The organism is Echinicola vietnamensis DSM 17526 (genome assembly GCF_000325705.1).
In the GTDB taxonomy this organism is placed as follows: Bacteria; Bacteroidota; Bacteroidia; order Cytophagales; family Cyclobacteriaceae; genus Echinicola; species Echinicola vietnamensis.
In genome coordinates this window covers 3,864,302-3,888,560 of sequence record NC_019904.1, presented here as the reverse complement: position 1 = coordinate 3,888,560, position 24,259 = coordinate 3,864,302, and the positions used below count along the sequence as shown (strand labels likewise).

Sequence of the window (24,259 nt, the reverse complement as noted above, 5' to 3'; positions counted from 1 at the left end):
ATGATCCCAGTTGGCCGAAGTCAACGCTAAACAAAGAGTAAAATGAATCTAACATCACCGTATCTGATTACCGATATGACACAGGAAACATTCCACTGTGAAGAGGAATTAAATCTCGAATCAGGAGAATCACTACCAGGATTTGAGATTAGCTATACCACTCAAGGGCATTTGACGCCTAAAAAAGACAATGTCATCTGGATCTTGCATGCGCTTACCGGCGACGCCAATGTACACGAATGGTGGAGTGGTCTCGTGGGAGAAGACAAGTTTTTTGACCCTACCAAATATTTTATTGTCTGTGCTAACCTGCTAGGATCTTGCTATGGCTCTACCCAGCCCCTTAGCGATAATCCCAAAACCGGCAAACCGTATTATTACGATTTCCCAAACCTCTCCACCCGGGACATGGCCAAGGCCTTTGACCGGTTGCGGCAACATTTGGGTATCCAGCAAATTGACACCATCATCGGGGGCTCGCTTGGTGGACAAGTCGCCTTGGAATGGTCATATAACCTACAGGAGCAAGTGAAAAAGACCATCATTGTCGCTTCCAATGCCAAGACTTCCCCGTGGACCATTGGCTTTAATGAAGCCCAAAGAATGGCCATAGAATCCGATAGCACCTGGGGACAGAACTCACCGGACGCCGGCAAAAAAGGCTTGGAAGCAGCTCGTGCCATCGGAATGCTCAGCTACCGGCACCAAGATATCTTTCATGCCAGCCAAGCTGAAACAGAAGAAAAAACGGATCACTTTCGGGTAAGTTCGTATTTGCGCTACCAAGGTCAAAAGCTTTCCAACCGCTTCAATGCCCTCTCCTACTGGGTACTCACCAAAGCCATGGACAGCCATGACCTGGGCAGAGGCAGAGGAGGAACCGCCAAAGCCCTGTCAGCAATCAAAGCAAAAGTGCTCTCTATCGGCATCAATACCGATTTGCTGTTTACCAAAGAAGAGTCCCAGTTTATCAGCAAAAATGTCCCTAACGGCACCTACAGAGAGATTTCTTCCATCTATGGACATGATGCCTTTTTGGTAGAAAACGAACAATTAAATTATATTCTAACATCTTTTTACTTGGAAAACAATGACTAACCGCATTGGACTGTTTGGCTTTGGAGTGGTCGGACAAGGCTATTATGAAATCGCTAAAAATGACCGCCCATCGCTTCTGCCCGAAACGATTGTCGTACAAAATAAGAATAAAGAAAGGCCCCATTCGCTCCAATTATCCTTTGACCCAAAGGACATTTTAAACACCCCGCATGACATTGGAATAGAGCTGATCTCTGATCCCATTCAGGCCTATGATTATGTCAGCAGCCTGTTGAAATCAGGAAAGAAGGTCATCTCTGCCAATAAAAAGATGCTTGCCGCCCACCTTCCTGAGCTACTGGAATTGGAGAAAAGCTATGGAGGCAGTCTTCTCTATGAAGCCTCTGCCGCCGCAGGCATTCCGATCATCACGTGCCTCGATTGCCATTTTGCGGGTGATCACATCAGCAAGCTCCAAGGCATCCTCAACGGTTCGTCAAACTACATCCTTTCCCGGTTGTTCCAGGATGACCTCAGCCTGTCGGATGCCGTAAAGCTGGCACAGGAAAAAGGCTTTGCCGAAGCAGATCCTACCTTGGACATTAATGGAAGCGATGTCAGCAGCAAATTGACCATCCTTAGCCTCCATGCCTTTGGAAGGTACATTCCTGAAAATGAAATCCTGACCATTGGGGTACAGCATGTTCATGCAGAGGATGTGGCCTTGGCCAAGTCCCTTGGCCTGAAGATCAAGCTGATCGCCACGGTACAAAGGAGCCAAGACGGATTGAGCATGTATATCCTCCCCGCTTTGGTGGGAGAAAGTGATCCATTGTTCTTGGTAGAAAATGAATACAATGCAGCAAAAGTCACTTCCCACAATTTGGGTGAGCAGTTTTTTCAAGGAAAAGGTGCAGGCAGTCTGCCCACGGGCGCTTCCGTTTATGCGGACCTGACCAAAGCCATAAAAGGCTACGCCTATAGCTATGACAAACTGCAAGGAGCGAAAATCAAGCGCGAAAAACCGCTCACCGCATCCTTGGAAGTCATCGTCAGTGCTGACACTGCTGATGCGCTGGCCCCACTGATCGGGCAAGCCACCATCCATCAGGCCCAAGAACGGTACTGGTCGATCTGCACGCTCGCTACAGAAGATCTAATCAAACACCTTCCTGCCATAGAAGCCAATAACGTTTCCATAATCGCACTTAACGGCTCCGTCCGTCAAGAACGCATCCTTGACAGCATCCAAAAGCTGGAAAATGTCCATTTAGGTTAATCCCTTAATGCGATAAGGCTTTGCATCAGGATGTGGTTGATGAAAATCCCATCGTTTTGGTTATCTTCACGTTATGGAATTTTCACAAATAAAAGAAACGTGTCTTTATATCCCTGACCTGGATCAGGCAGAAGATTTCTATCATAAAAAACTTAAGATGCCGGTGATTTCCAAGGAGAAAGGCCGGCATATTTTTTTCAGGTGTGGCACCTCCGTCCTGCTGTGCTTTGTCCCGGAAACTACCCAAAACGAACAAGTGCTGCCGCCCCATTTTGCCCATGGCAAACAACACATTGCCTTTGAGGTAGAAGCCAGTGCTTATCCCGAAAGCAAAGCAGCCTTGATCGAGCAAGGCATCATCATCACCCACGAACAAGAGTGGAAAGACGGATTGGAAAGCTGCTATTTTGAAGATCCCTTTGGGCATGTCTTGGAAATCGTCCCGAAGGGAATTTGGGAGTAGGGATCAAGCAATATTTCTGGGGGATGATTTTCGACATGGTCTTACAAAAGAAAATTTCAAACCGCTAAAACGATGCTTTTCCTCCATCCGCTCGAATGGGTTTTAGCGGGAAGTCATGGAGAATAGGGCGGTCAATGCGGCTAAAACGGAAAACGTTGAATGGGGTAATTTACCATGGACTTCACCCATGGCTATGAATGTGTCGCCCCTCTGGGGCTGGCTTTCGAGGTTACATTATACACGATACCAGGGATTTGCCATTTCTTAAGCATCCTATCTGTGTTTATCAGCGTTCATCCGTGGCAAAGCGCAACCAAAGGTGGTAAATACATTGGTGGATCAACCTATATTATTGGAGGCGATAAATTTCTTTGGTTATCGGAACAATGATAGCCACCAAGGCTCAAAGGCACTAAGAATTATTTTCCTTTAGGCCTAGATTGCAGCATCCACTGGGTGAATATGGGAGGTTGCGGCTTGCTTATTTATGCGTGGTATTACCATTTGGCCACCTGCCAGTCCCCAAAACCCATGCAGGAACCGAAGGCTGAAAGCCTTTCATCATCCTAGCCCAAGGCAAGGCCTTGGGGTGTAGTCGCCATAATCTCTTCCTTTTCAGGCTGAAAGCCTAGCTCAGCACTTCGGTAAACACCGTCCTGATGCTAATTGGGATCAAGGAATATTTCTGATCTGAACTGGAAGAAGCCAAGCTTTGCCGAGGAACCCTCTTCATAGCCAAAGGCATGTCCCAGGTAAATGTTAATCTCATTTCAAGTCACGGATAAAAGGGGTCAACACAGATTTGCAATGGTTTAAGCATCCTATCTGTGCACATCAGTGTTCATCCGTGGCCAAATAGCAACCAAAGATGGCAAGCGCAGGTATAATGGATCAAGCAATATTTCTGGGTGATAATTTTCGACATGGTCTTATGAAAGAAAATTTCACACCGCTAAAACGATGCTTTTCCTCCATCCGCACGAATGGGTTTTAGCGGGAACTGGTGGAGAATAGGGCGGTCAATGCGGCTAAAACGGAAAACGTTGAAGGGGGTAATTTACCATGGGCTTCACCTATGGCTATGAATGTGTCGCCCCTCTGGGGCTGGCTTTCGAGGTTACATTATACACGATACCAGGGATTTGCCATTTCTTAAGCATCCTATCTGTGTTTATCAGCGTTCATCCGTGGCAAAGCGCAACCAAAGGTGGTAAATACATTGGTGGATCAACCTATATTATTGGAGGCGATAAGTTTCTTTGGTTATCGGAACAATGATAGCCACCAAGGCTCAAAGGCACTAAGAATTATTTTCCTTTAGGCCTAGATTGCAGCATCCACTGGGTGAATATGGGAGGTTGCGGCTTGCTTATTTATGCGTGGTATTACCATTTGGCCACCTGCCAGTCCCCAAAACCCATGCAGGAACCGAAGGCTGAAAGCCTTTCATCATCCTAGCCCAAGGCAAGGCCTTGGGGTGTAGTCGCCATAATCTCTTCCTTTTCAGGCTGAAAGCCTAGCTCAGCACTTCGGTAAACACCGTCCTGATGCTAATTGGGATCAAGGAATATTTCTGATCTGAACCGGAAGAAGCCAAGCTTTGCCGAGGAACCCTCTTCATAGCCAAATGCATGTCCCAGGTAAATGTTAATCTCATTTCAAGTCACGGATAAAAGGGATCAACACAGATTTGCAATGGTTTAAGCATCCTATCTGTGCACATCAGTGTTCATCCGTGGCCAAATAGCAACCAAAGGTGGCGAAGAACATTTACCCATCGAAACAGGCTACCCCCCCATCTTTTCTGCTTGATCCCCTAAAACGATGCTTTTCCTCCATCCGCTCGAATGGGTTTTAGCGGGAAGTGGTGGAGAATAGGGTGGTCAATGCGGCTAAAACGGAAAACGTTGAAGGGGGTAATTTACCATGGGCTTCACCCATGGCTATGAATGTGCCGCCCCTATTGGGGCTAACTTTCGAGGTTACATCATACACCATACCACGGATTTGCAACGCCTTAAGCATCCTATCTGTGTTTATCAGCGTTCATCCGTGGCCAAATAGCAACCAAAGGTGGCGAAGAACATATTTACCCATCAAAATAGGCCACCCCCCATCTTTTCTGCTTGATCCGGGAGTAGCTGGTTTTTTTAAAAGTTCAAGTGAGAATAGCTTCCTTGAGTCCATCAGTGCGTGGAAAATTGACGAAGTGGCCTATTCTTGAACAAGCGTAAAAGTTGGGGACCGGCAGTTTACTTAATGGTAAAACCACAGATAAATAACGTAATTTATCACCCTCCAGAAATATGACCTGCCCCTCTATTCTTTAAAAGAACAGATCACCTCACTTCATCACCATTTCGTTCGCGATGACGGTTTCATCCACCTCATTACAAACCAAGCGACAGCCAAATGAAGTCGTAACCTCTTTTCCAAATGCCGAGATCCCTTCGTTGTTTCCTCACCGCGTCTTAAGGGACCATTACTTCCAAAAGTCCGCATTGTCCACTCCAGCTTCCTTGGCTTTGAAAACGGGATCTTTTCCAGCTTTAAGTTGCTTTCTGTAGTCATTAAAAGTCTTCATGGCCGGTTTTCTCAACAATACGATCGCGATGACGTTTAGCCAAGCCATCAGGCCCACCCCGATATCTCCCAGCATCCAGGCGACCTTGGCGGTTTTAATGGTGCCATAAAACGTAGCAGCCAAAATCATGACCCTCAACGCCCATAAACTCCACGCACGGTGCTTGAAACGGTTGAGATAACTTAAGTTGGTTTCTGCGATGTAGTAATAGGCCATTATGGTGGTAAAGGCAAAAAACAGTAATGAAATCGCTACAAATCCACTCCCCAGATCAGGGAAATGCGTGGCCACGGCGTACTGCGTGTATTCAGGTCCCACTTCCACACCGGGTAAATTTTCTTTGATAAACCCGCCTTCCGGGTTGACGACATTGAATTGCCCTGTAAAAAGTATCATCAATGCCGTGGCCGTGCAGACGAACAACGTGTCCACATAGACTGAAAAAGCCTGAACGAGCCCCTGTTTGGCGGGATGGCTCACCTCTGCCGCTGCAGCAGCATGCGGCGCGGTGCCCTGTCCTGCTTCATTCGAATAGATGCCGCGTTTAACTCCCCACGCGATGGCCATCCCAAAAACCCCACTGAAAGCTGCCTCCAGATTAAAAGCGGATTTTACGATCAAGGTCAAAACCGCCGGTACTTCGGTGATATTGGAGCCGATGATGACCATGGCCATCAAAATATAGGCAGCAGCCATAAAAGGCACCACCACTTCGGCTACTTTCGAGATCCGTTTTACCCCACCGATAATGATCAATCCCAGAAAAAAAGTAATGACCATACCGGTATATTCCACGGGCACGCCGAAGGCATTCTGCACGCTGAGGGCTATGCTGTTGCTCTGTACCCCGGGCATCAACAGGGTCATGCTGATGATGGTGGCAAAGGCAAATAGCATCGCATACCATTTTACTCCTAATCCTTTTTCGATATAATAGGCCGGACCTCCGCGGTATTGGCCCTCGTTTACTTCTTTATAGACCTGTCCCAGGGTCGATTCCACAAAGGCGGAAGCACCACCCAAAAAGGCAATGACCCACATCCAAAAGATGGCTCCGGGGCCTCCCATGGCAATGGCCATCGCCACACCTGCAATATTCCCTGTACCGACCCTTCCAGAAATGGCAATGGCAAAAGCTTGGAAAGATGAAACACCTTTTTCGGATGATTCGCCCCTGAAGAGCAAGCGGAACATTTCCTTCAGGTAAGTCACTTGCAGGAATCGGGTCCTGATCGAAAAGTAAACGCCTGCAGCCAAACACAATCCGATAAGGGCATTGCTCCACACCAAATTATTCACCACTTCTACAATCTCTTTCATAACGGTCTTTTTAATCGAGGTTCACCAATGAACCTTTTATATCTGGGTAATTATTCAACAAGGCCCCAAATAAAAGAAAAAAATCCGAATTTAATCGAAACAATATTCCATACTATCCTTTATTTTGTACCAGTGGTAAAAATCACGCAAAATTTTACGGACATCTGATCGTTATACTGGCAATATTTTACGGGTTTCATTTTAATCCAATATCATTGGTTTAATACAGATACCTGATTAATTTTGGAAGAATTCACAGCAGCATGGGCAAATCTTCAAGGAAAAAGAAAAGGTTAGGGAGTTTTAAATTTATGAGTGTGCTATTCAGCACCACACTCTCGCTTTTCATTGTAGGACTTTTTGGGGTCATCGTCATTCAGGCCAAGACCCTCACTTCGATCATTCGTGAAAACATCGAAGTTCAGGTATTTCTACACAAAAATATCTCCGAGGCAGACCAGGCCAAGCTTGGCAAACTGCTCGAAAGTCAGCCCTATATTCTGAAAAAAGAGGACGGCGCCCAGCTTTCCTTTATCACCGCTGATGAAGCCGCTGCCACTTTTCTGGCAGACACGGGGGAAGATTTTAGCAAATTCCTGGATGACAATCCTCTTCGGGACAGCTACGTGCTATCGATCAACGAGGAATACCAAACCTCCGAAAAGATGGAAAAAATCGTCGCCGGCATCCAGAAGATGGATGGTGTCTTCGAAGTAACGTACATGAATGACCTGGTGGAGTCCATCAATAAAAACCTGATGAAAGTAAGCATCGTTCTTGGTGCTTTCATCTTGATTTTGGTCGTTACCGTAATTATATTGATCAATAATACCATTAGGCTTGCGTTATTCAGCCAGCGCTTTCTGATTCGAAGCATGCAGCTGGTCGGTGCGACGAGGGGATTTATCCGTAAGCCCTTCCTGAACCGTTCCTTTATGTTTGGAGCCTTGGCAGGGATCATTTCCTCGGCCATGCTTTACGGACTGATCGAATATACCAAAGCCAACATAGACGGATTTGCATTACTCCAAAATAACCAAATGCAACTGATGCTCTTCGGAGGGCTGGTGCTTTTGGGTGCCATACTTTCCTTCTTCAGCACGCTCAGGGCAGTGAACAAGTATTTACGAATGTCATTGGACGAACTTTATTAAGATGAACAACAACTTACCTTTTTCTAAGAGAAATTACCTGTTAATGCTGATCGGCATTGCCATCATCGTGGTAGGATTTATCATTATTGGGCTGGACAGCGAGCCGCACGGATTTGGTTTCATGGGCCTTACATTGGGGCCATTGGTCACCCTTTTTGGGTTCATTTTTGAATTTTATGCCATTTTTTCAAAATCTAAATCTGAAGAATAAATGACCATCATTGAAGCGATTATCCTGGGCATCATTCAGGGGTTAACTGAATTTTTGCCGGTGTCCAGTAGTGGCCATATCGAACTGGGCTCTTTTCTTTTGGATGTACAGGCAGCAGACAACCTGCTCTTTACCGTGGTGGTCCATGCCGCCACGGCCCTGAGTACGATCGTAGTATTCCGGAAAGACCTGGCCAATATCATCAAGGATCTCTTTAAGTTCCAGTGGAACGACGGCACACAGTTTACGGCAAAAATCCTACTGTCCATGATTCCCATCGGAATCGTAGGCGTCCTGTTTGAGGAGCAAATTGAAATGCTGTTTGGAGGAAAAATAATATTTGTCGGTGCCATGCTTTTGGTCACCGCTGCCCTTTTGGCCTTTTCCCACTTTGCCTCCAAGCGGGAAGGTCATGTCACCTTTCCGAAGGCACTGGTCATCGGTGTAGCGCAGACCATCGCCATTATGCCGGGCATCAGCAGGTCAGGATCGACCATTGCGACCGCCCTGCTGATCGGCGTGGAAAAAGAACGGGCCACGAGGTTTTCATTCTTAATGGTCTTGCTGCCCATTCTAGGTGCATCAGGAATCAAGATGCTAAAATATTTGGAGGATCCCAGCTTGGCTGAGGGCATCTCCATGACCGTCCTATCTGCCGGCTTTATCGCAGCTTTTATCGCTGGACTGGCCGCCTGTATCTGGATGATCAATATCGTAAAACGCGGCAAACTCATTTATTTTGCCGTTTATTGTGCCATTGTGGGGCTCATTGCGCTCATTGGCGGATTAACAATGTAAAATGGAAACACCTTACGGAGAAGTATTTCTGGTCAACAAGCCATACCGCTGGACCTCTTTTGATGTGGTCAAGAAGATCAGGAATACCCTCAAAATCAAAAAAGTAGGCCATGCGGGCACCTTGGATCCGCTGGCAACAGGATTATTGATCATTTGTGCTGGCAAAAAGACCAAAAGCATCAATGACTATATGGGACAGGAAAAGGAATACACCGGGACCTTTGTCCTTGGCAAAACCACCGCTTCTTTTGACTTGGAACAAGAGGTAGAAGTGGTGGCCGATCCATCCCACCTTACCTTAGAAGCCATACAAGAAGCCTGTAAATCCCTGACAGGTGATATCATGCAAGTACCACCTACCCACTCGGCCATCAAAAAAGACGGCAAAAGGGTTTACGAGTCTGCCCGAAAAGGCATTGATGTAAAGCTGGATCCCAGACCGGTCACTGTTTTCGTTTTTGAAATCACGCGGTGCGAACTTCCGGAAATCGATTTTCGTATAGTCTGTTCCAAGGGGACATACATCAGGAGCCTTGCCAGGGATTTGGGGGAAGCGCTTCAGGTGGGTGCCTACATGTCTGCCCTGACCCGGACGAGAATTGGTGACAGCCACCTATCGGACGCCTCTGAAATCGATGAGATTGTAGAAAAAATCAAAGGAGAAGCCCATTCATGAAGATTTACGAAGGCCTTGACCATTTTAAACCTGTAAAAAATGCCGTTGTTACCAGCGGTACTTTTGATGGTGTGCACTTGGGCCATCAAAAGATCCTGGACCGAATCGATAATATGGCCGAAAGGATGCGTGGTGAAACGGTTTTGATTACCTTTTGGCCCCATCCCCGGCTAGTGCTGTATCCGGAAGAGCACAACCTTCGACTGCTGACGACTTTTGAAGAAAAGGCCCGGTTGCTCGAGATGTTCGGCATTGACCACCTGATCACCATCCCTTTTACCAAAGAATTTTCCCAAATGACCAGTGAGGAATTCATCCAACAGGTCTTGATCGAGAAAATCCAAACCGAAAAGCTGGTCATCGGCTACGATCACCGGTTTGGCAAAAACCGGGAAGGGAGTTTTGAACACTTGATGGAAAACAAGGCCCGTTACGGCTTTGATATTGAAGAAATATCCAGGGAAGACATCGATAATGTAGGCATTTCCAGTACCAAAATCCGGACCGCCCTGCTGGAAGGAAATGTCACCGAAGCCAATGAATTTTTGGGCAGGGAGTACGAGTTAAACGGCATCGTCATCAAAGGCCAACAGATCGGCCGCTCCATTGACTTTCCCACGGCCAACATCCATGTCCCCAACAATTACAAATTGATCCCAGGGGACGGGGCTTATGCCGTACGGATAGGTGTCGGGCAAGAAATGTACTACGGCATGCTCAATATCGGCAATCGCCCTACCGTGGACGGGATAGAACAAACGGTAGAAGCACACCTTTTTGATTATAATGACAACCTCTACGACAAACAAATCACAGTTTATTTCACGGAATTTTTGAGACCGGAAAGAAAATTTGCAAATTTAGAAGAGCTAAAGGCCCAATTGGAGCGAGATAAGCAAAAAGCCCGGCAAATCCTTGGACTTTGACCGTTTGAGTGTGTGCTTTTGGGAAAATTGCCTATCCGTGGACAGGTGATCGCTAAGGAAAATGGATCTTCTCCCCTTCCAGACTTTTCCTTTGCGGCATAAAAAAAGCCAGCACAAGAAAAAACGGGGGCCATATAGCCGGGTTCGATTTTAAAACCATCACTGCGAGACTTCGAGGGAGGTTTGTGGGTTGCCATGGGGTTTTGACAGTGGTTTGATGGTCGAAAAAGGGTCAAAAACACAGATGGTGCAGTCTGCTGTTTTCAGGACCTTGATCACGGGATACTGTCGACCGATCCTTGAATAGCAAAGTTCTCCATAAACGATAAAAGTATGATCAATAAAACAGTTAGCGGTGCCGAAGAAGCGGTAGAGGACATCCCCAGCAATTCCGTCTTAATGTTGGGTGGTTTTGGCCTTTGTGGCATTCCCGAAAATTGCATCGATGCCCTGCTCAAGAAGCCGATCAGTGGACTCACCTGCATTTCCAACAATGCCGGAGTGGACGATTTTGGCATCGGGCTGATGCTCAAAAAGCGCATGGTCAAAAAGATGATTTCCAGTTATGTGGGAGAAAATGCGGAATTTGAGCGGCAGCTTCTCAGTGGTGAGCTGGAAGTGGAGCTGATCCCACAAGGGTCTCTGGCAGAACGCACCCGTGCCGGTGGCGCAGGGATTCCTGCTTTTTTTACGCCTGCTGGTGTCGGGACAGAAGTGGCTGAAGGCAAGGAAATGCGGGAGTTTGACGGTAAACTGTATATTTTGGAACGATGGCTAAAAGCCGATTTCTCCTTGGTCAAAGCGTGGAAAGGTGACACCGCCGGAAACCTGATCTACAAAGGGACGGCCCGGAATTTTAACCCGATGATGGCCACTGCTGGCACCATTACCATTGCCGAAGTGGAAGAACTGGTCCCTGCTGGCACATTGGACCCCAACCAAATCCATACGCCGGGGATTTTTGTACAGCGGATTTTTCAGGGAGATCATTATGAAAAACGAATCGAAAAACGAACGGTAAAATAGGACAAGGCTCTCCACAGGAAGACGAATCCCGTTCGCGGGACGCCCCATGAAGGCCACCCACCCGGAGCCATAACGCTGAAAAGACCTGTACCATCGAACCTTAGTTTATGTGATTTAACCTTCTTTTACCCAAACACAACAGCCATGCTCAACAAAGAACAAATTGCCCAGCGGATCGCCAAAGAAATCAAAAATGGCCAGTACATTAACCTGGGCATAGGCATTCCCACCCTCGTGGCCAACTATATCCCCGAGGGATTGGAAGTAGTCCTGCAGTCGGAGAACGGGCTGCTGGGGATCGGCCCCTTCCCTACCGAAGACCAAGTGGATGCCGACCTGATCAATGCCGGCAAGCAGACGATCAGCATGGTCAAAGGTTCGGCACTTTTTAATTCCGCAGATTCCTTCACCATGATCCGTGGTGGCCATGTGGACCTGACCATCTTGGGTGCCATGGAAGTGTCTGAAAATGGGGATATTGCCAACTGGAAAATTCCCGGCAAAATGGTCAAAGGCATGGGGGGTGCCATGGACTTGGTGGCCTCTGCAGAAAACATCATCGTGGCCATGCAGCATTGCAGCAAAGACGGAAAATCCAAGCTTCTCAAACGCTGCACCCTTCCCCTGACAGGCATCCAATGCGTCAAAAAGATCGTGACAGACCTGGCCTACTTGAAGGTGCTACCTGAGGGAGGCTTCAAACTGATCGAAAGGGCACCCGGAGTGAGCGTAGAAGAAATTCGATCCAAAACCGAAGGCAGGTTGGTAGTGGAAGGAGATATTCCTGAGATGGATTTATGACCTACTTAAAAATGATTATAGGTTAATTTTTGCTGATCAAAATGTAAGCAGAAGTGTTTTTCATAGTAATACGCCTTACAAAGCAATACATTATTATCATTAGGACTGCTTTGTCCTATTTTGGAAATGAATAAAACCAGACAAGTTTTTGCAGTCCATAAAGTCTTGTAGGCTTGCCTTCAAAAAACCTGTCAGGTTTCAATCTTCTGATACAACCTGATCAAATTTGAACTAAGAACTTTTTGTATGATGAAAAATATTATTTTATCTAACAGCTTTTTGGGAAAGAAGCCTATGGTCAAACTGGAATTCCCCTACGATTTTGAACTGAAGGAACTGGTAAAAACCTTTCCCAATTGTGAATGGAACAGGCATGAAAAGGCCTGGTGGGTTCCCTACACTGATGATATTCTAGATCGCTTGATCCTATTTTTCAAAGGAAAGGTGTGGTTGGATTATTCCTCATTTAGAAAAGCCAATTTGCCCAAAACTTTCCCTGAACTCCCTCCATTAGCGCTTGAGATTTTTAAAGAAATAGAAGCATTTCAGGATTGGATGAAAAATAAGCGGTACAGTGAAAGTACCGTAATGACCTACAGGGGTAGTTTGGAAATATTTTTCAGGTTTTTGGAGAACAAGCCTTTAAGCGAGATAAAAAATGAGGATCTAGAAAAATTCACCAAAGACTTCATTATTGACAGACAATACTCGGTATCTTATCAAAGTCAAGTAATCAATGCGATTAAACTATTTTTCAATATTAAGCAAAACAGAAAACTTGATCCAGAAGTGGTTTCAAGGCCCCGGAAGCCTTCCAAATTACCCAATGTACTGAGTAAAGAAGAAGTTAAAAGGATATTGGAAGCGCATAAAAACATCAAGCACAGAACCATGCTTTCAATTATATATGCTTGTGGACTTAGAAGAAGTGAAGTGTTGCACTTAAAAATAAGCGATGTAGATTCCAAAAGAGGCTTATTGATTGTACGCCAATCTAAAGGAAAGAAAGATAGAGTGGTGCCTTTATCTGACAAGACAATAGCCTTGCTGAGGGAATATTATAAATATGAGCGTCCCCAATATTTCTTGTTTTAAGGTAAAAAGCTAAATTCTAAGTACAGTTCAGGTAGCTTGCAGAAAATACTTAAGTCAGCCTTGGGAAAATCAGGTATAAAAAAGCCAGTCACTTTACATTGGCTTAGACACTCTTTTGCTACCCATCTTTTGGAAAATGGCACCGACTTGCGCTATATTCAGGAAATATTAGGTCACAATAGCAGTAGGACGACAGAAATTTATACACACGTCACTGATAATAGTATCAGGAAGATTAAATCTCCCTTTGATGACCTTTAATAAAAATCACCAATGGTATAACAATCCAACAAATAACAGGGGCTTGTTAAACCTTTGGTTTACAGATATACAAGTTAGCTTGCATTAAAAAACCGAATCGAACATTGAACAACTTTGGAATAAAAATAAAGGAAGTATATCTACCATTTTTAGTAGTTTCAATTGGAACTATTCTTTATTATAACCTATTCAGGTGGACTTTTGACATTAAACTAGGAGTTCTTCCATTAAAAGAAGACTTGCTTAATTTTTGGATTCCTTTTGCCCTACCATGGATACCAATACTAATTTGGCTTAGAAGGAGAATCAGAGTTCTAAACATAAGAGGTAAACGAGATAACGGATATTTCGGCTATCAATTTGCTATGGCAGCAGCAATTGCAGTCCCAATAATTGTAAGCCAGACTTATATTGAAAAAGCATCATATGACTTGGTGTCGATTACCAACGCCTATGAAACTAAAAGTCAAAAAGATGAAAAGTACTTCGATATCAACTCATTTATAGTTGACAAAAACGCAAGACTTCCATATGTCACAGCAAGAACTTCAGGCAGGAACAATGACAATCTAAACTTCTATCTATATCTCGCTTGTCCTTTTGAAAATTCAGATAATGTTTGGTACGGAGTTGAGTACTCCAAAAATTTGAGCAATCGAATTAGTGACGATAAAAAAAATAGAGAATACAGAAGTTTCATTGAGAAATCTGAAAGAGAATTTGAAACTTACAATTTCCAAAATGCGAAATACTTTGAAAAACTTGGTTACTCTGACGACAGAGATGGTTTTATAGAAGCAATCAAAGAAAAGAATCCCAATATCAAGGAATCGGAACAGATCATTCTTGTTCCTAAATCTGACGTTTTTGAGGAAAGACTTGGGAATACATTTCCTTGGATATTCGGTTCATTTGGAATAGGAGCTTCTATCCTTCTATTGATGGTGGTCATTCCAAAAATTGACGAAAAAGAATTGAGAGACTTTAAAAAGGACAAACCATTAAAAGAAGACGACCTGAAAGATATGCTGGAGTTTTTAGACCCGAGAGGACCAAATAAAGCTACTGCAATCCTACTTCTTTTAAATATTGCTGTTTTCGTAATAATGATTTTCGCAGGACTGAATATTGTCTCACCGACACCTAAAGAACTCTTGGAGATTGGAGGAAATAGGCGGTTTGAAGTAGTGAATGGAGAATATTGGAGACTTTTCACTTCGATATTTATCCACGGTGGACTTATGCACCTTTTTATGAATTTGTTCGGATTGGGATTAGGAGCAAGTTTGTTAGAAGGAATTCTCGGAAGAACACAGCTGATAATAAGCTTTATAGTTTGTGGTATTCTAGCAAGTATTGCCAGTATCTATTGGCACGAGAATACAGTAAGTGTTGGTGCGTCAGGAGCAATATTTGGACTGTATGGATTGATTTTAGCTTTTACTGTTTTCAAAATCTATCCGACACATATGCGTGGAATGACTTGGATGTTATTAGGACTTTATGCCGGACTAAGTTTACTATTCGGTTTTTTAGGTGGGATTGACAATGCGGCTCATTTTGGTGGATTAATCAGCGGATTTATTCTTGGAGGAATATTGATACTAATTGAAAAAGAAAAATTAATAAAAAACGCAAGCAAACACAGTGTATAGTGCATAGCTACCCTGCGGGATAGCTACGACACCATACACAAACCGTTGTGTGCAAGCTAAAAACGACAAACATTGAATTGGAGAAAAATAGATGACAATTGGAAGTCCTTTGTAGAGGACTATAACTTGAAAGAGGAAAGTGGTGAAAACAACTACTTTTATGGAAAGCAAGAATTATATAGAGCTTCCGAAGACTTTCAAGGGTTCTATATCCATTACGAGAATAAGTTTAACAAATCAGCTGAACTTGGCTCGTCATTTCGTATTGGACACCGATTAACATTTGTTTCACCAATTGAACTTGACCAAAATTGGAACTTGACAATGGAGAAAAAATCACTTTGGACAAGAATTTTTAATTCTTCCGAAAAACTAAAAATAGAATGTTCAGACAAATTGGTAATTAATCTTTTACCGATTGACGAAATTGAGTTTGTCACCTCTTTTTTTCCTGACTTAAAGCTATCAGTTAAGAAGTTTGACAAGTTTCAAAATCAATATATAACCTACGGACAGAATGTTTTAATGATTGAGACTAAGTATCAACCTGAAGAATTTGAACATTTGAAAAAAACTCGTGAAGTAATGATTTTAATTCTTGAGAAGCTGAAAATGAATAAAAAAATAAAGCCAGCACACAACACGGTATATAGCAAATAGGGCGTTCGGTGGTTACGAGAGTTCAAAGCTATTCACAAACACCGCCAAATCATTGATTTGGCTTTTAATATGAATAAGTTAAAAACAAAATACAACGCTTTGGCTAAGTGCAAATTTGAAAGTTTATCGCTTTCTATTGCCCTACTTGCCATATACTAACCGTTGTAGCCAATGAAAAAAAGACACGAATGAGCAAAGATGATTGGTATAGAAATACGGAATGGAACGACCAAATCGAATCTGAATTTGAAGCTCGACTGAAACGCTCACGTGGAAACTCTAATAAAGCTCAATATTTACGTATTCAAGCCAGTTATCTTCTCGACTCTCAAAAGACTGAAAATCAGAAAAAGGGAATTCAGCTAATGGAAAGAGTCATAAACGATTACCCAGAAGAAACTTTTAGCACGATACACGGACACGAACAACTTGGCGACTATTACTTGCAAAACGGGAATTATAAAGAAGCCGAAAGTCATTTTAGAATTGTAACTGGCCATTATCACTCGAACACACGGAGCGGAACAACTGGACTTGCAGATTTGAAATTAAGCGAAACGATTTTGCTTTCTGACCAAGAAGACAAACTTCAAGAAGCTTATGAACTGTCGACTTTAAAATTTGACGAAACAGGTGGCAACTTATTAATGAACGACCAAAAATTCTATTATGCGACATTGATGGCTAACTTGTGCCTAAGAATGGGGGAAATTGAAGAAGCTTCAGAATACGCAAATTCAGCTTTGCAACTTTCAACAATTACAGAACCCCAATTCAGTAGACATAAGACCGTTGGAATTATTAACGCAGAAAAGAACACAATCGACAGACTGAAAAAAATAAAAGAAAAATCACTGGCTACAATAACTAAGCATTCTGACGGCTGGAACAGCCCAGTCTGAATGCAGTGTTGAACGAATTGTTTGTGGGAATAGGGTAATTATGAGGAATGCTTTTTTGTTTTTTGTGATTTTCTTCAATGATTGTCTGTTTTTTTATAGCTTACCCTGTTAAAATTCACGATAAGGCTAATTTAGGAAGATCCGGACAATCATGCCGGCTTCCTGCTTTAGCTGGATTCGTTCAACAAAACCTATAAGCAATAGTGCCCTTCGGGACGCTACTGCTCATAGCCAAACCGTTGTGCCCAATTTGAGAAAATGACCACACCTAAAGAAATTCACGATACGAAAAGAAGAAATTTTGTCAATAAAACAAGGTGGATATTCCGGAGCATGTTGACCCCATGATCCGGGAATGACCCGGAGGTTGAAAAGTGGCTTAATCGGCTGTTTTCAACTGCCATTCCGGCGGATGCTGACCCCCTAAAGTAATATTTCAGCAATAATTCCGGAGCATATTGACCCCTCTGTTGTCAGATTCCGGAGCATGTTGACCCCTTATAATGCTGGTTTTGGTTTTTTAGCGGATGATTTATATACCGCTAACCGTGATCCAATGGCAGGAAAACCAAAACCAATGAGTCAGATAAAACAATTGATCATTCTCAACAAGCAGGGCAAAGGGACCAAGACCATTGCCCGAATGCTTGGCATGAGCAAGAATACCGTAAAGGCCTACCTTGTCAAGCTTGAAAAGCTGCTGGGACAGACAGGTACGAACCTAACCATAGATGATCTGCTCGCCCTTGAAGAGCCGGAGATCCATTCCCGTTTCCATCCTGGCAACCCTTCCTATAAGGATCCCCGGTACGATCATTTTAAAATGCGTCTTGAATATTTTCGTAAAGAGCTGAAGCGTACCGGGGTTACCAGGACACTTTTGTGGGAGGAATACAGACAGTCCCATCCGGATGGTTACAGCTACTCACAGTTCTGCCACCACCTTGACCAGCATGACCTTGCCCGGTCAAAACCAACCATGGTACTTGCCCATCCGCCCGGGGAAAAGCTTTATATTGATTTTGCCGGCAAGACGATTGACTACATAGACCGGGAAACCGGAGAGGTCATTTCCTGCCAATTTTTTGTGGCCTGCCTGCCCTGTTCGGACTATGCTTTTGCCATGGCCGTGCCCAGTCAGCGTATAGCTGATTTTCTCCACGCCCTGGCCTGCTGCCTGGAACATTTGGGCGGGGTCCCTTCCCTTCTGGTCCCCGACAACCTGAAGTCGGCAGTGGACAAGGCCGACAAGTACGAACCGGATATCAACCGGGCACTGGAAGACTTTGCCAACCATTACGGCACGGCCGTCCTTCCGGCAAGGGCCAGAAGGCCCCAGGACAAGGCCCTTGTCGAGAACCAGGTCAAAGTGCTCTACTCCAGGGTATATGCCAAGCTGAGGAACATGCAGTTCTTTGACCTTTATGCGCTCAACCAGGCCATTAAAATGCGGATCAGGGCCCATAACCAGACACGGATGCAGCGCAGGCCCTACTGCCGGGAAGAGAAGTTTTTGGCCGATGAAAAACCCCTGTTGGGAAAACTTCCCGAGGACCGGTTTGAGCTACGCTACCATGCCCTGCTGACCGTGGCAAAGAACAACCATGTTTACCTGGCAAGGGACAAGCAATATTACAGTGTCCCGTATACCCTTATTGGCAAGAAAGTGAAGGCAGTCTACACCAGGTCCATGTTCTATGTCTACCATGAAGGCAAAAAGGTAGCCGTCCATGCCAGAAGCACCAAGGGCGGCTATTCTACCGTTGAAGACCATCTGTGTTCCCAGCACAGGCATTACAGGGACAGGAGCCCTGAATACTACAGGGAACTTGCCCGTAAAAAATCGGAGGTCCTTTACCGGTATGTCTCCCTGCTGTTTGAGCAGAACCGGTATCCCGAACAGCTTTACAGGACCTGTGACGGGCTGCTGGCCCTGAGCAGGAAGTCCGACCCGGACACCTTTGACAGGGCCTGCAAAATAGCCATGGACCACCAGGTCTATTCTTATGGGTTTATCAGGAACGTCCTTGAAAACAACATGGCCCATGAACAGCCCGATATTACACAAAAAGCCCTGCCCAAACACGACAATGTCCGGGGCAAGGAATATTACGACCAACAGAAACTCCAATTTTAACACCTAATGAATATGAACCAGATCGAAGCACAAATGACCAGGCTTAAACTGCACGGCATGTCCAAAACATGGACAGCCCTGAAGGAAACCCGCAAAACCCAAAACCTCACGCTGACAGAAGGCCTTGAGATGATGCTCCAGGCCGAGGAGCAGGAAAGGGACAACAGGAGGTTCAGAAGGCTGAAGTCCAATGCCGGATTCAGGTATAAGGCCTCCCTGGAAGAACTCAGGCTTGATAAAACCAGGGGGTTGGACGATATGGTGCTGGCATCCCTGTCCACCGGAGACTACATCACCAAAGGGGAGTCGGTGCTGATAACCGGGGCCACCGGCTGTGGTAAAAGTTACCTCGCATCCGCACTGGGACACCAGGCCTGTATCCAAGGATTTAAGGCCGCCTATTTTAATACCCAGAAACTGATGCTCAAAACCAAGATGGTAAGGCTGGAAGGCACCGCTATCAAGTTCTTTGACAAGTTGGCAAAAGCCGACCTGCTCATCATGGATGATTTTGGGCTGACACATCTGGAAAAACAGCACCAGATGGACTTTATGGAGCTCATTGAGGACCGGCACGGGAAGAAATCCACCATCATCGCAAGCCAGTTGCCCGTATCCAGTTGGTATGAGGTGATCGGGGAAGAAACGATAGCCGACGCCATCCTTGACAGATTGGTACACTCATCATACAGAATCGAACTTAAAGGTGATAGTCTAAGAAAAAAAATGTAAAATTGTCATACCATTGGATTCACAGGACCAAACCAACTTTTAGAGGGGTCAATATCCCCGGAGAGGGGTCAGTATCATCCAGAATATCCACAAGGTTTCATTTTGAATTTCTGACATCGGAATTTGATTTTGATAAACCGAATTATACATTCTCGGAACAATCAAACGGAACTGTAATAGCAGACATATTTGAATTTAATAATTCGGACAATAATTTGAGAATAACTATATCAAACGCATATCATCCTGTGGACTACGGATTTGAAATAAATCTGACGGATTTAAATACTGGAGCGGAAGAAATGATTCATCACGTGCTAAAAGAAAATCAAGATATCGAACAAAGCTATCTCGAAAAAGCATCGGAATTTTTAAAAACTGGATACGGACAAAGATTACGCAGAAAACACTGATGAATAAACCGAATAAAAAACTGTGTACAATAACCAAGCATTCTGACGGCTGGAGCAGCCTAGTCTGAATGCAGTGTTGAACGAGTGGTGATGGGAAAGGGATAATTATGGGGAAGGCTTTTTTGTTTTTTGTGATTTTCTTCAATGATTGTCTGTTTTTTTATAGCTTAACCTGTTAAAATTTACGATAAGGCTAACTTAGGAAGTTCCGGACAATCATGCCGGCTTGCTACCTAAGCAGGATTCGTTCAATAACAGGTATAGCGCATGACCTGTGGGACACACACCATCCCCAGACCGTTGGCAAGAATATAGAAACAGAAAAATCAATAATAAATGAAAAAAATCGGCTTAATTCTATTGACTTTAATCATGCTATCTTGTAGTGATGATACTACTAATACCGAGCCTTCTACTATTTATGAGGGCAATTATGAAATCCGTTCAGAAGCCGATTTAATTTCTTTCGCCAAATCAGGATATACAGAAATTAACGGCAACCTGGTTATTAACTACACCGAAGATATAGAAGACCTTAAAGGGTTAGAAACATTAGAAAAAGTCAATGGTATTCTCATAAGATACAACGATGAGTTAAGAACACTTGAAGGCCTTGAAGGCCTATCTGAAATTGAGTTTTTTACGCTTTCCTATAATTTAAATCTTAAATCGTTAAAAGGCCTTGATAATTTAACGAAAATAATATCAAGCATTATCATCGAGCATAATGCAAGTTTAAAAAACTTAGATGGCCTCAATCAACTTGCAGAAGTAGGTGGTGATTTTTTCATTTCACATAATGACATATTAGAAAATTTCAATGGTATAGAAAGCTTACAGAATGTTTCAAGGTTTTTAGTGTTAAATAATATCAACCTGATAGCGTTGACGGGACTTGAAAATATTGTTACCACTACACGATTTCAATTTGACTCAAATGACTTACTACATGACTTTTGTGCTTTGACTAGTTTTTTTCAACAACATCCAGACCCTGATTTATTTGGAGCAAGGCATAATGCTTACAATCCAACAGTCGAAAATATATTGAATAAAAACTGTTCTGAATAAATACTATTGCCAAAAATGCCTACAAGTAATTGCTCGTTCTCGCCTACTTCTAAAATTCCTTGAGGATTTTCAACTTGGTGTGTACTTGCAAAGTTAAGTGCTAACCCACGCAACTACTCATAGCCCAACCGTTGTAGCACATTAAAGAACACATATGAAATTGAATAAAACGATATATGTATATCCGCAATTGCACCAGTAGCCAAATAAATTAATAGTGACAGTTAGTGTCAATTGCTTCAATTGAGTTCTTACTCTCAATAAATTGTGTCAAGATAAACGGTTTTGACCATGAATATCATCAACTTCATCAATCGGTTTCCTGACGAATCTTCCTGTATCGAGTTTGTAAGGCAGAAAAGGAGCCAAGCAGGTATTGTCTGCAAAAGATGCAACTGTACCAGGCATTATTGGTTGGCAAACAAAAAGGCCTTTCAATGCACTTCCTGTAGCTTCAGGACAAGTATCAGAAGCGGAACGATAATGGAAAACAGTAACCTTCCGATCGGACCTGGTTGTTGGCCATGACCTTCATCACAGCCACCAAAAAGGGGTTCAATGCTTCTGAACTGCAAAGACAGCTGGGCATGAAGCGGTACGAACCGGTCTTCAGGATGTACCATAAACTCCGCAAGGTAATGGGGAAACGCGATGATCGCTTTTCCATGGCCCTATCCATAATGATCTGGATTTTTTTCTTAGCTTGAACTGCTAAAAATTACGGTAAGGTTAGTTTACAACGTCCTTGGCAGCCAAAAAACTACATGACGAATAAAAACCTCTTTACAAAAAAACTTTTATTTAAATCTAACCAAGAATTACAAGGCATTCTGGAGCGTAAACATTATGTTGAAGATGCCAAACTTGCTGCAAAGTGGATTCTTGAGGATCGCGGTGAACAGACAAACTATCTGCCACCACCCAAGCCGACAAAAAAGGAACATAAGCCCTGGATACTTGGAAAGACCTTAGACCCAATTAAACTAAACTATTGGTGGAGATTACTGCCTTTTGGAGTTACATGCATTATCGTTCCACTCTATTTTAACTTTCAAAACCTCATAACAACTAAAAATTCCTTAACTGAGATTAAGGGAAAAATTCGCAACTCAGAAGTCATTGTCGCTAATGTTTCAAGCAGAAGTCGCTTAGGCTATAAAACGAAGAGCCGAAAAGCAACGTTGTATTTCAGTCTAAATGAACATCAAAAACTGTTCAAACTTGTAGAGAACATCGGACAAGATTACTTACATGACGAATACAACCAAATTTCGAAACTTTTAAATAAATCCAATAGCGTAGTGGTTTGGATCAACCAGAACGAACTGGAAAGCAATCAACCAAAAGTCTTTCAGGTCGATGTCAACGAACGAACAATGTAACCGCCCTATTAACCGCGTGTTGTTTGGTTAAAGTTTTGTGGGTATAGGTCACGGATGTTCTTATGGTTGGTGGTCATGATATTTCTCAGAGCATGTTCGAGCCACTGTTGGGGATTGACGTCATGTAATTTACAGATGCCGAAGAAGGAATAGATCATGGCCGCCCTTTGGGCCGCTTTATGGGAGCCGGCAAACAGGTAGTTTTTTCTGCCGACCACCATTGATCTGATTTCCCTTTCCACGGGATTGTTGTCGATCTCCAGTTTACCGTCATACAGGTAATTGGACAGTTCGGCCCATCTGTTTGCCGAGTAGAACAGGGCTTTTCTCAGCCCACTTTTGGGCAGGGCCTTGGGCAGCTGCTTCTTGATCCACTCGGACATTTTGTTGATCACCGGCAAGGCCTCGTCCAAACGGAGCTTCTTGCGGTCTTCGGCAGAGAGGTTTTCCTTCTTGGCCTTTCTTTCCACATCGTAAAGCTTGCCGATAAAGCCCAGGGCCTCGGAAGCGGCCTTCTTGTTTTCCACCAAGGTCTCAAAAAACTTTCTCCTTGCATGTGCCCAACAGGCCAGGTGGGTGACCTGCTTATTGGCCACATAATGTTCGTACACGCCATATCCATCACTCTGCAGGTAGCCCTGAAAGTTTTCCAGTATGGCACTGGGGCCTTCCTTGCTCCGGGTAGGCCGGTAATCAAAGAGTACGGTGTTTTCCAAAGGGTTATGGTATACCCAGTAGTAACCCGTGTGGCAGGCGCCCTTCTTGTTGTCGCTGTCCAATACCCGGATGGTACTCTCGTCCACCATAAGATAGCCCATGGCCTTGGTGTCGTCCACCAGACAGTCGTACAGGGGTTCGAGTTTTTCCAGCCCCTGTTTCACCCATCCCTCAAGTGTGGTGGGCGCTATGGGGATCTTTTCCCGTTTGAAACGCTGCGCCTGCCGGTACAGCGGCATATGTTCCAGGTATTTCCTTGTAAGGATGTCGGTGAGCAGGCCGTAACCCGGGATGCCCTTTGGAATGGCCCTTTCCGGCAACAGGCCGATCTTTACCCCGGCACTGCTGTACCTGTCCTTTGGGGCATACTTATAGCGGATGTATCTTCTGCGGATATATTGGGCAGGGATATAGTCCAGCTCTTCGGTCACTTCCTTGCCGATACACTCCATGCCGGAAAGGTCCCCTTCCGGATGGATCTCGATCTCTTCCACGGGAAGGTGGTCGGGCAAGGGCTGTCTGCCCGTATGGGCGGGACGTTTCTTGCGGATGTATTCCACCTTGCGGGAAAACCCTTCCTGCTGTTGCTGTTCTTGCTCTTGGTCAGGTTCAAAGGGCAGGGCCATCTGGTCCTTGTTCCCTAAAAAGCGCTCCCGCTTCTGGGCAAAGGACATGCGCTTGAACTTCTCGATCATCGCCAACAACTGCTTCTCATAAGCTTCTTTCTCGGCCAGGATACGTTCCTTCTCGGCTATCACCCGCTCACGGTCGGCCACCTGTTGCTCTGACTTTTGCAGCAGGGCAAGCAGTTCGGCTTTGGTCAACTGGTCGAGTGGCTTTGACATGCCCGAAAATAAAACCTCCCGCTTATAAAACCATGGACTTTTTTTCCACAGCCCCTGTGGAAAAAAACCTCAGGAGATGATTTCGGCCATTCTGGCTTCAAAAAGCTGTCCGT

General features: G+C 44.4%; 22 protein-coding genes and 2 pseudogenes. 20 read left to right on the top strand and 4 right to left on the bottom strand.

Annotation, left to right across the window (positions count from 1 at the left end):
* The first annotated feature begins 42 nt into the window (after positions 1-42).
* The 3 genes from metX to ECHVI_RS15985 all read left to right on the top strand — a co-directional run bounded on the left by metX (position 43) and on the right by ECHVI_RS15985 (position 2,780).
* A complete protein-coding gene (gene metX, locus ECHVI_RS15995; protein ID WP_015267055.1) occupies positions 43-1,098 on the top strand; it encodes a homoserine O-acetyltransferase MetX in 1,056 nt (351 codons plus the stop codon).
* Complete coding sequence (locus tag ECHVI_RS15990; RefSeq protein WP_015267054.1) at positions 1,091-2,317, top strand: homoserine dehydrogenase; 1,227 nt, start codon at positions 1,091-1,093, stop codon at positions 2,315-2,317. Before metX ends, ECHVI_RS15990 begins: the two co-directional genes overlap by 8 nt.
* 73 nt (positions 2,318-2,390) lie before the next feature.
* The gene (locus ECHVI_RS15985) at positions 2,391-2,780 is read left to right on the top strand and encodes a VOC family protein (protein WP_015267053.1); all 390 of its coding nucleotides are present in this window, start codon (positions 2,391-2,393) and stop codon (positions 2,778-2,780) included.
* 628 nt (positions 2,781-3,408) lie between these two features.
* On the opposite strand, the gene ECHVI_RS23735 is transcribed toward ECHVI_RS15985, so the two are convergent.
* The 3 genes from ECHVI_RS23735 to ECHVI_RS15975 form a co-directional block, all read right to left on the bottom strand.
* Complete coding sequence (locus tag ECHVI_RS23735) at positions 3,409-3,549, bottom strand: hypothetical protein (protein ID WP_157501480.1); 141 nt, start codon at positions 3,547-3,549, stop codon at positions 3,409-3,411.
* Between the two features lie 747 nt (positions 3,550-4,296).
* The gene (locus tag ECHVI_RS23730) at positions 4,297-4,437 is read right to left on the bottom strand and encodes a hypothetical protein (protein ID WP_157501477.1); all 141 of its coding nucleotides are present in this window, start codon (positions 4,435-4,437) and stop codon (positions 4,297-4,299) included.
* An 825-nt stretch (positions 4,438-5,262) separates the two neighbouring features.
* Entirely contained in the window at positions 5,263-6,684 is a 1,422-nt protein-coding gene (locus ECHVI_RS15975; protein WP_015267049.1) for an alanine/glycine:cation symporter family protein, read from the bottom strand.
* Between the two features lie 263 nt (positions 6,685-6,947).
* Here ECHVI_RS15975 and ECHVI_RS15970 point away from each other — a divergent pair, with 263 nt between their 5' ends.
* From ECHVI_RS15970 to ECHVI_RS15890, 17 genes and pseudogenes are all read left to right on the top strand, one after another.
* Complete coding sequence (locus ECHVI_RS15970; protein ID WP_041738761.1) at positions 6,948-7,838, top strand: cell division protein FtsX; 891 nt, start codon at positions 6,948-6,950, stop codon at positions 7,836-7,838.
* Between the two features lies 1 nt (position 7,839).
* Entirely contained in the window at positions 7,840-8,049 is a 210-nt protein-coding gene (locus ECHVI_RS15965) for a DUF3098 domain-containing protein (protein ID WP_041738759.1), read from the top strand.
* Entirely contained in the window at positions 8,050-8,847 is a 798-nt protein-coding gene (locus tag ECHVI_RS15960; RefSeq protein ID WP_015267045.1) for an undecaprenyl-diphosphate phosphatase, read from the top strand. It begins immediately after the preceding gene.
* Position 8,848: 1 nt separating this feature from the next.
* Positions 8,849-9,523: a tRNA pseudouridine(55) synthase TruB gene (truB, locus tag ECHVI_RS15955; RefSeq protein WP_015267044.1), complete on the top strand. Its 675-nt coding sequence runs from the start codon at positions 8,849-8,851 to the stop codon at positions 9,521-9,523.
* Positions 9,520-10,449 carry a bifunctional riboflavin kinase/FAD synthetase gene (locus ECHVI_RS15950; protein WP_015267043.1) on the top strand — a complete coding sequence of 310 codons (930 nt, stop codon included), beginning with the start codon at positions 9,520-9,522 and terminating at the stop codon, positions 10,447-10,449. Before truB ends, ECHVI_RS15950 begins: the two co-directional genes overlap by 4 nt.
* Before the next feature lie 333 nt (positions 10,450-10,782).
* Positions 10,783-11,475 carry a CoA transferase subunit A gene (locus tag ECHVI_RS15945; protein WP_015267042.1) on the top strand — a complete coding sequence of 231 codons (693 nt, stop codon included), beginning with the start codon at positions 10,783-10,785 and terminating at the stop codon, positions 11,473-11,475.
* 144 nt (positions 11,476-11,619) lie between these two features.
* Positions 11,620-12,276: a CoA transferase subunit B gene (locus ECHVI_RS15940; protein WP_015267041.1), complete on the top strand. Its 657-nt coding sequence runs from the start codon at positions 11,620-11,622 to the stop codon at positions 12,274-12,276.
* A gap of 246 nt (positions 12,277-12,522) precedes the next feature.
* Positions 12,523-13,632, top strand: a pseudogene (gene xerA, locus ECHVI_RS15935) (site-specific tyrosine recombinase/integron integrase).
* Positions 13,633-13,736: 104 nt separating this feature from the next.
* Positions 13,737-15,287 carry a rhomboid family intramembrane serine protease gene (locus ECHVI_RS15930; RefSeq protein ID WP_015267040.1) on the top strand — a complete coding sequence of 517 codons (1,551 nt, stop codon included), beginning with the start codon at positions 13,737-13,739 and terminating at the stop codon, positions 15,285-15,287.
* Positions 15,288-15,359: 72 nt separating this feature from the next.
* A complete protein-coding gene (locus ECHVI_RS15925; RefSeq protein WP_015267039.1) occupies positions 15,360-15,947 on the top strand; it encodes a hypothetical protein in 588 nt (195 codons plus the stop codon).
* A gap of 188 nt (positions 15,948-16,135) precedes the next feature.
* Positions 16,136-16,849, top strand: a complete 714-nt coding sequence (locus ECHVI_RS15920) for a tetratricopeptide repeat protein (RefSeq protein WP_015267038.1) — start codon at positions 16,136-16,138, stop codon at positions 16,847-16,849.
* Positions 16,850-17,426: 577 nt separating this feature from the next.
* A complete protein-coding gene (gene istA / locus ECHVI_RS15915; RefSeq protein WP_245553347.1) occupies positions 17,427-18,986 on the top strand; it encodes an IS21 family transposase in 1,560 nt (519 codons plus the stop codon).
* Between the two features lie 12 nt (positions 18,987-18,998).
* Positions 18,999-19,718: an IS21-like element helper ATPase IstB gene (gene istB, locus ECHVI_RS15910; RefSeq protein ID WP_015267036.1), complete on the top strand. Its 720-nt coding sequence runs from the start codon at positions 18,999-19,001 to the stop codon at positions 19,716-19,718.
* A gap of 2 nt (positions 19,719-19,720) precedes the next feature.
* Complete coding sequence (locus tag ECHVI_RS15905; protein ID WP_015267035.1) at positions 19,721-20,131, top strand: hypothetical protein; 411 nt, start codon at positions 19,721-19,723, stop codon at positions 20,129-20,131.
* Between the two features lie 336 nt (positions 20,132-20,467).
* The gene (locus tag ECHVI_RS15900; RefSeq protein ID WP_015267034.1) at positions 20,468-21,202 is read left to right on the top strand and encodes a receptor L domain-containing protein; all 735 of its coding nucleotides are present in this window, start codon (positions 20,468-20,470) and stop codon (positions 21,200-21,202) included.
* Positions 21,203-21,493: 291 nt separating this feature from the next.
* Positions 21,494-21,870: pseudogene (locus ECHVI_RS15895) on the top strand (transposase); the annotation flags it as partial.
* Between the two features lie 96 nt (positions 21,871-21,966).
* Positions 21,967-22,584, top strand: a complete 618-nt coding sequence (locus ECHVI_RS15890; protein ID WP_015267033.1) for a hypothetical protein — start codon at positions 21,967-21,969, stop codon at positions 22,582-22,584.
* Positions 22,585-22,592: 8 nt separating this feature from the next.
* Here ECHVI_RS15890 and tnpC read toward each other — a convergent pair whose 3' ends face one another.
* The gene (tnpC, locus tag ECHVI_RS15885; protein WP_015267032.1) at positions 22,593-24,146 is read right to left on the bottom strand and encodes an IS66 family transposase; all 1,554 of its coding nucleotides are present in this window, start codon (positions 24,144-24,146) and stop codon (positions 22,593-22,595) included.
* Between the last annotated feature and the right edge of the window lie 113 nt (positions 24,147-24,259).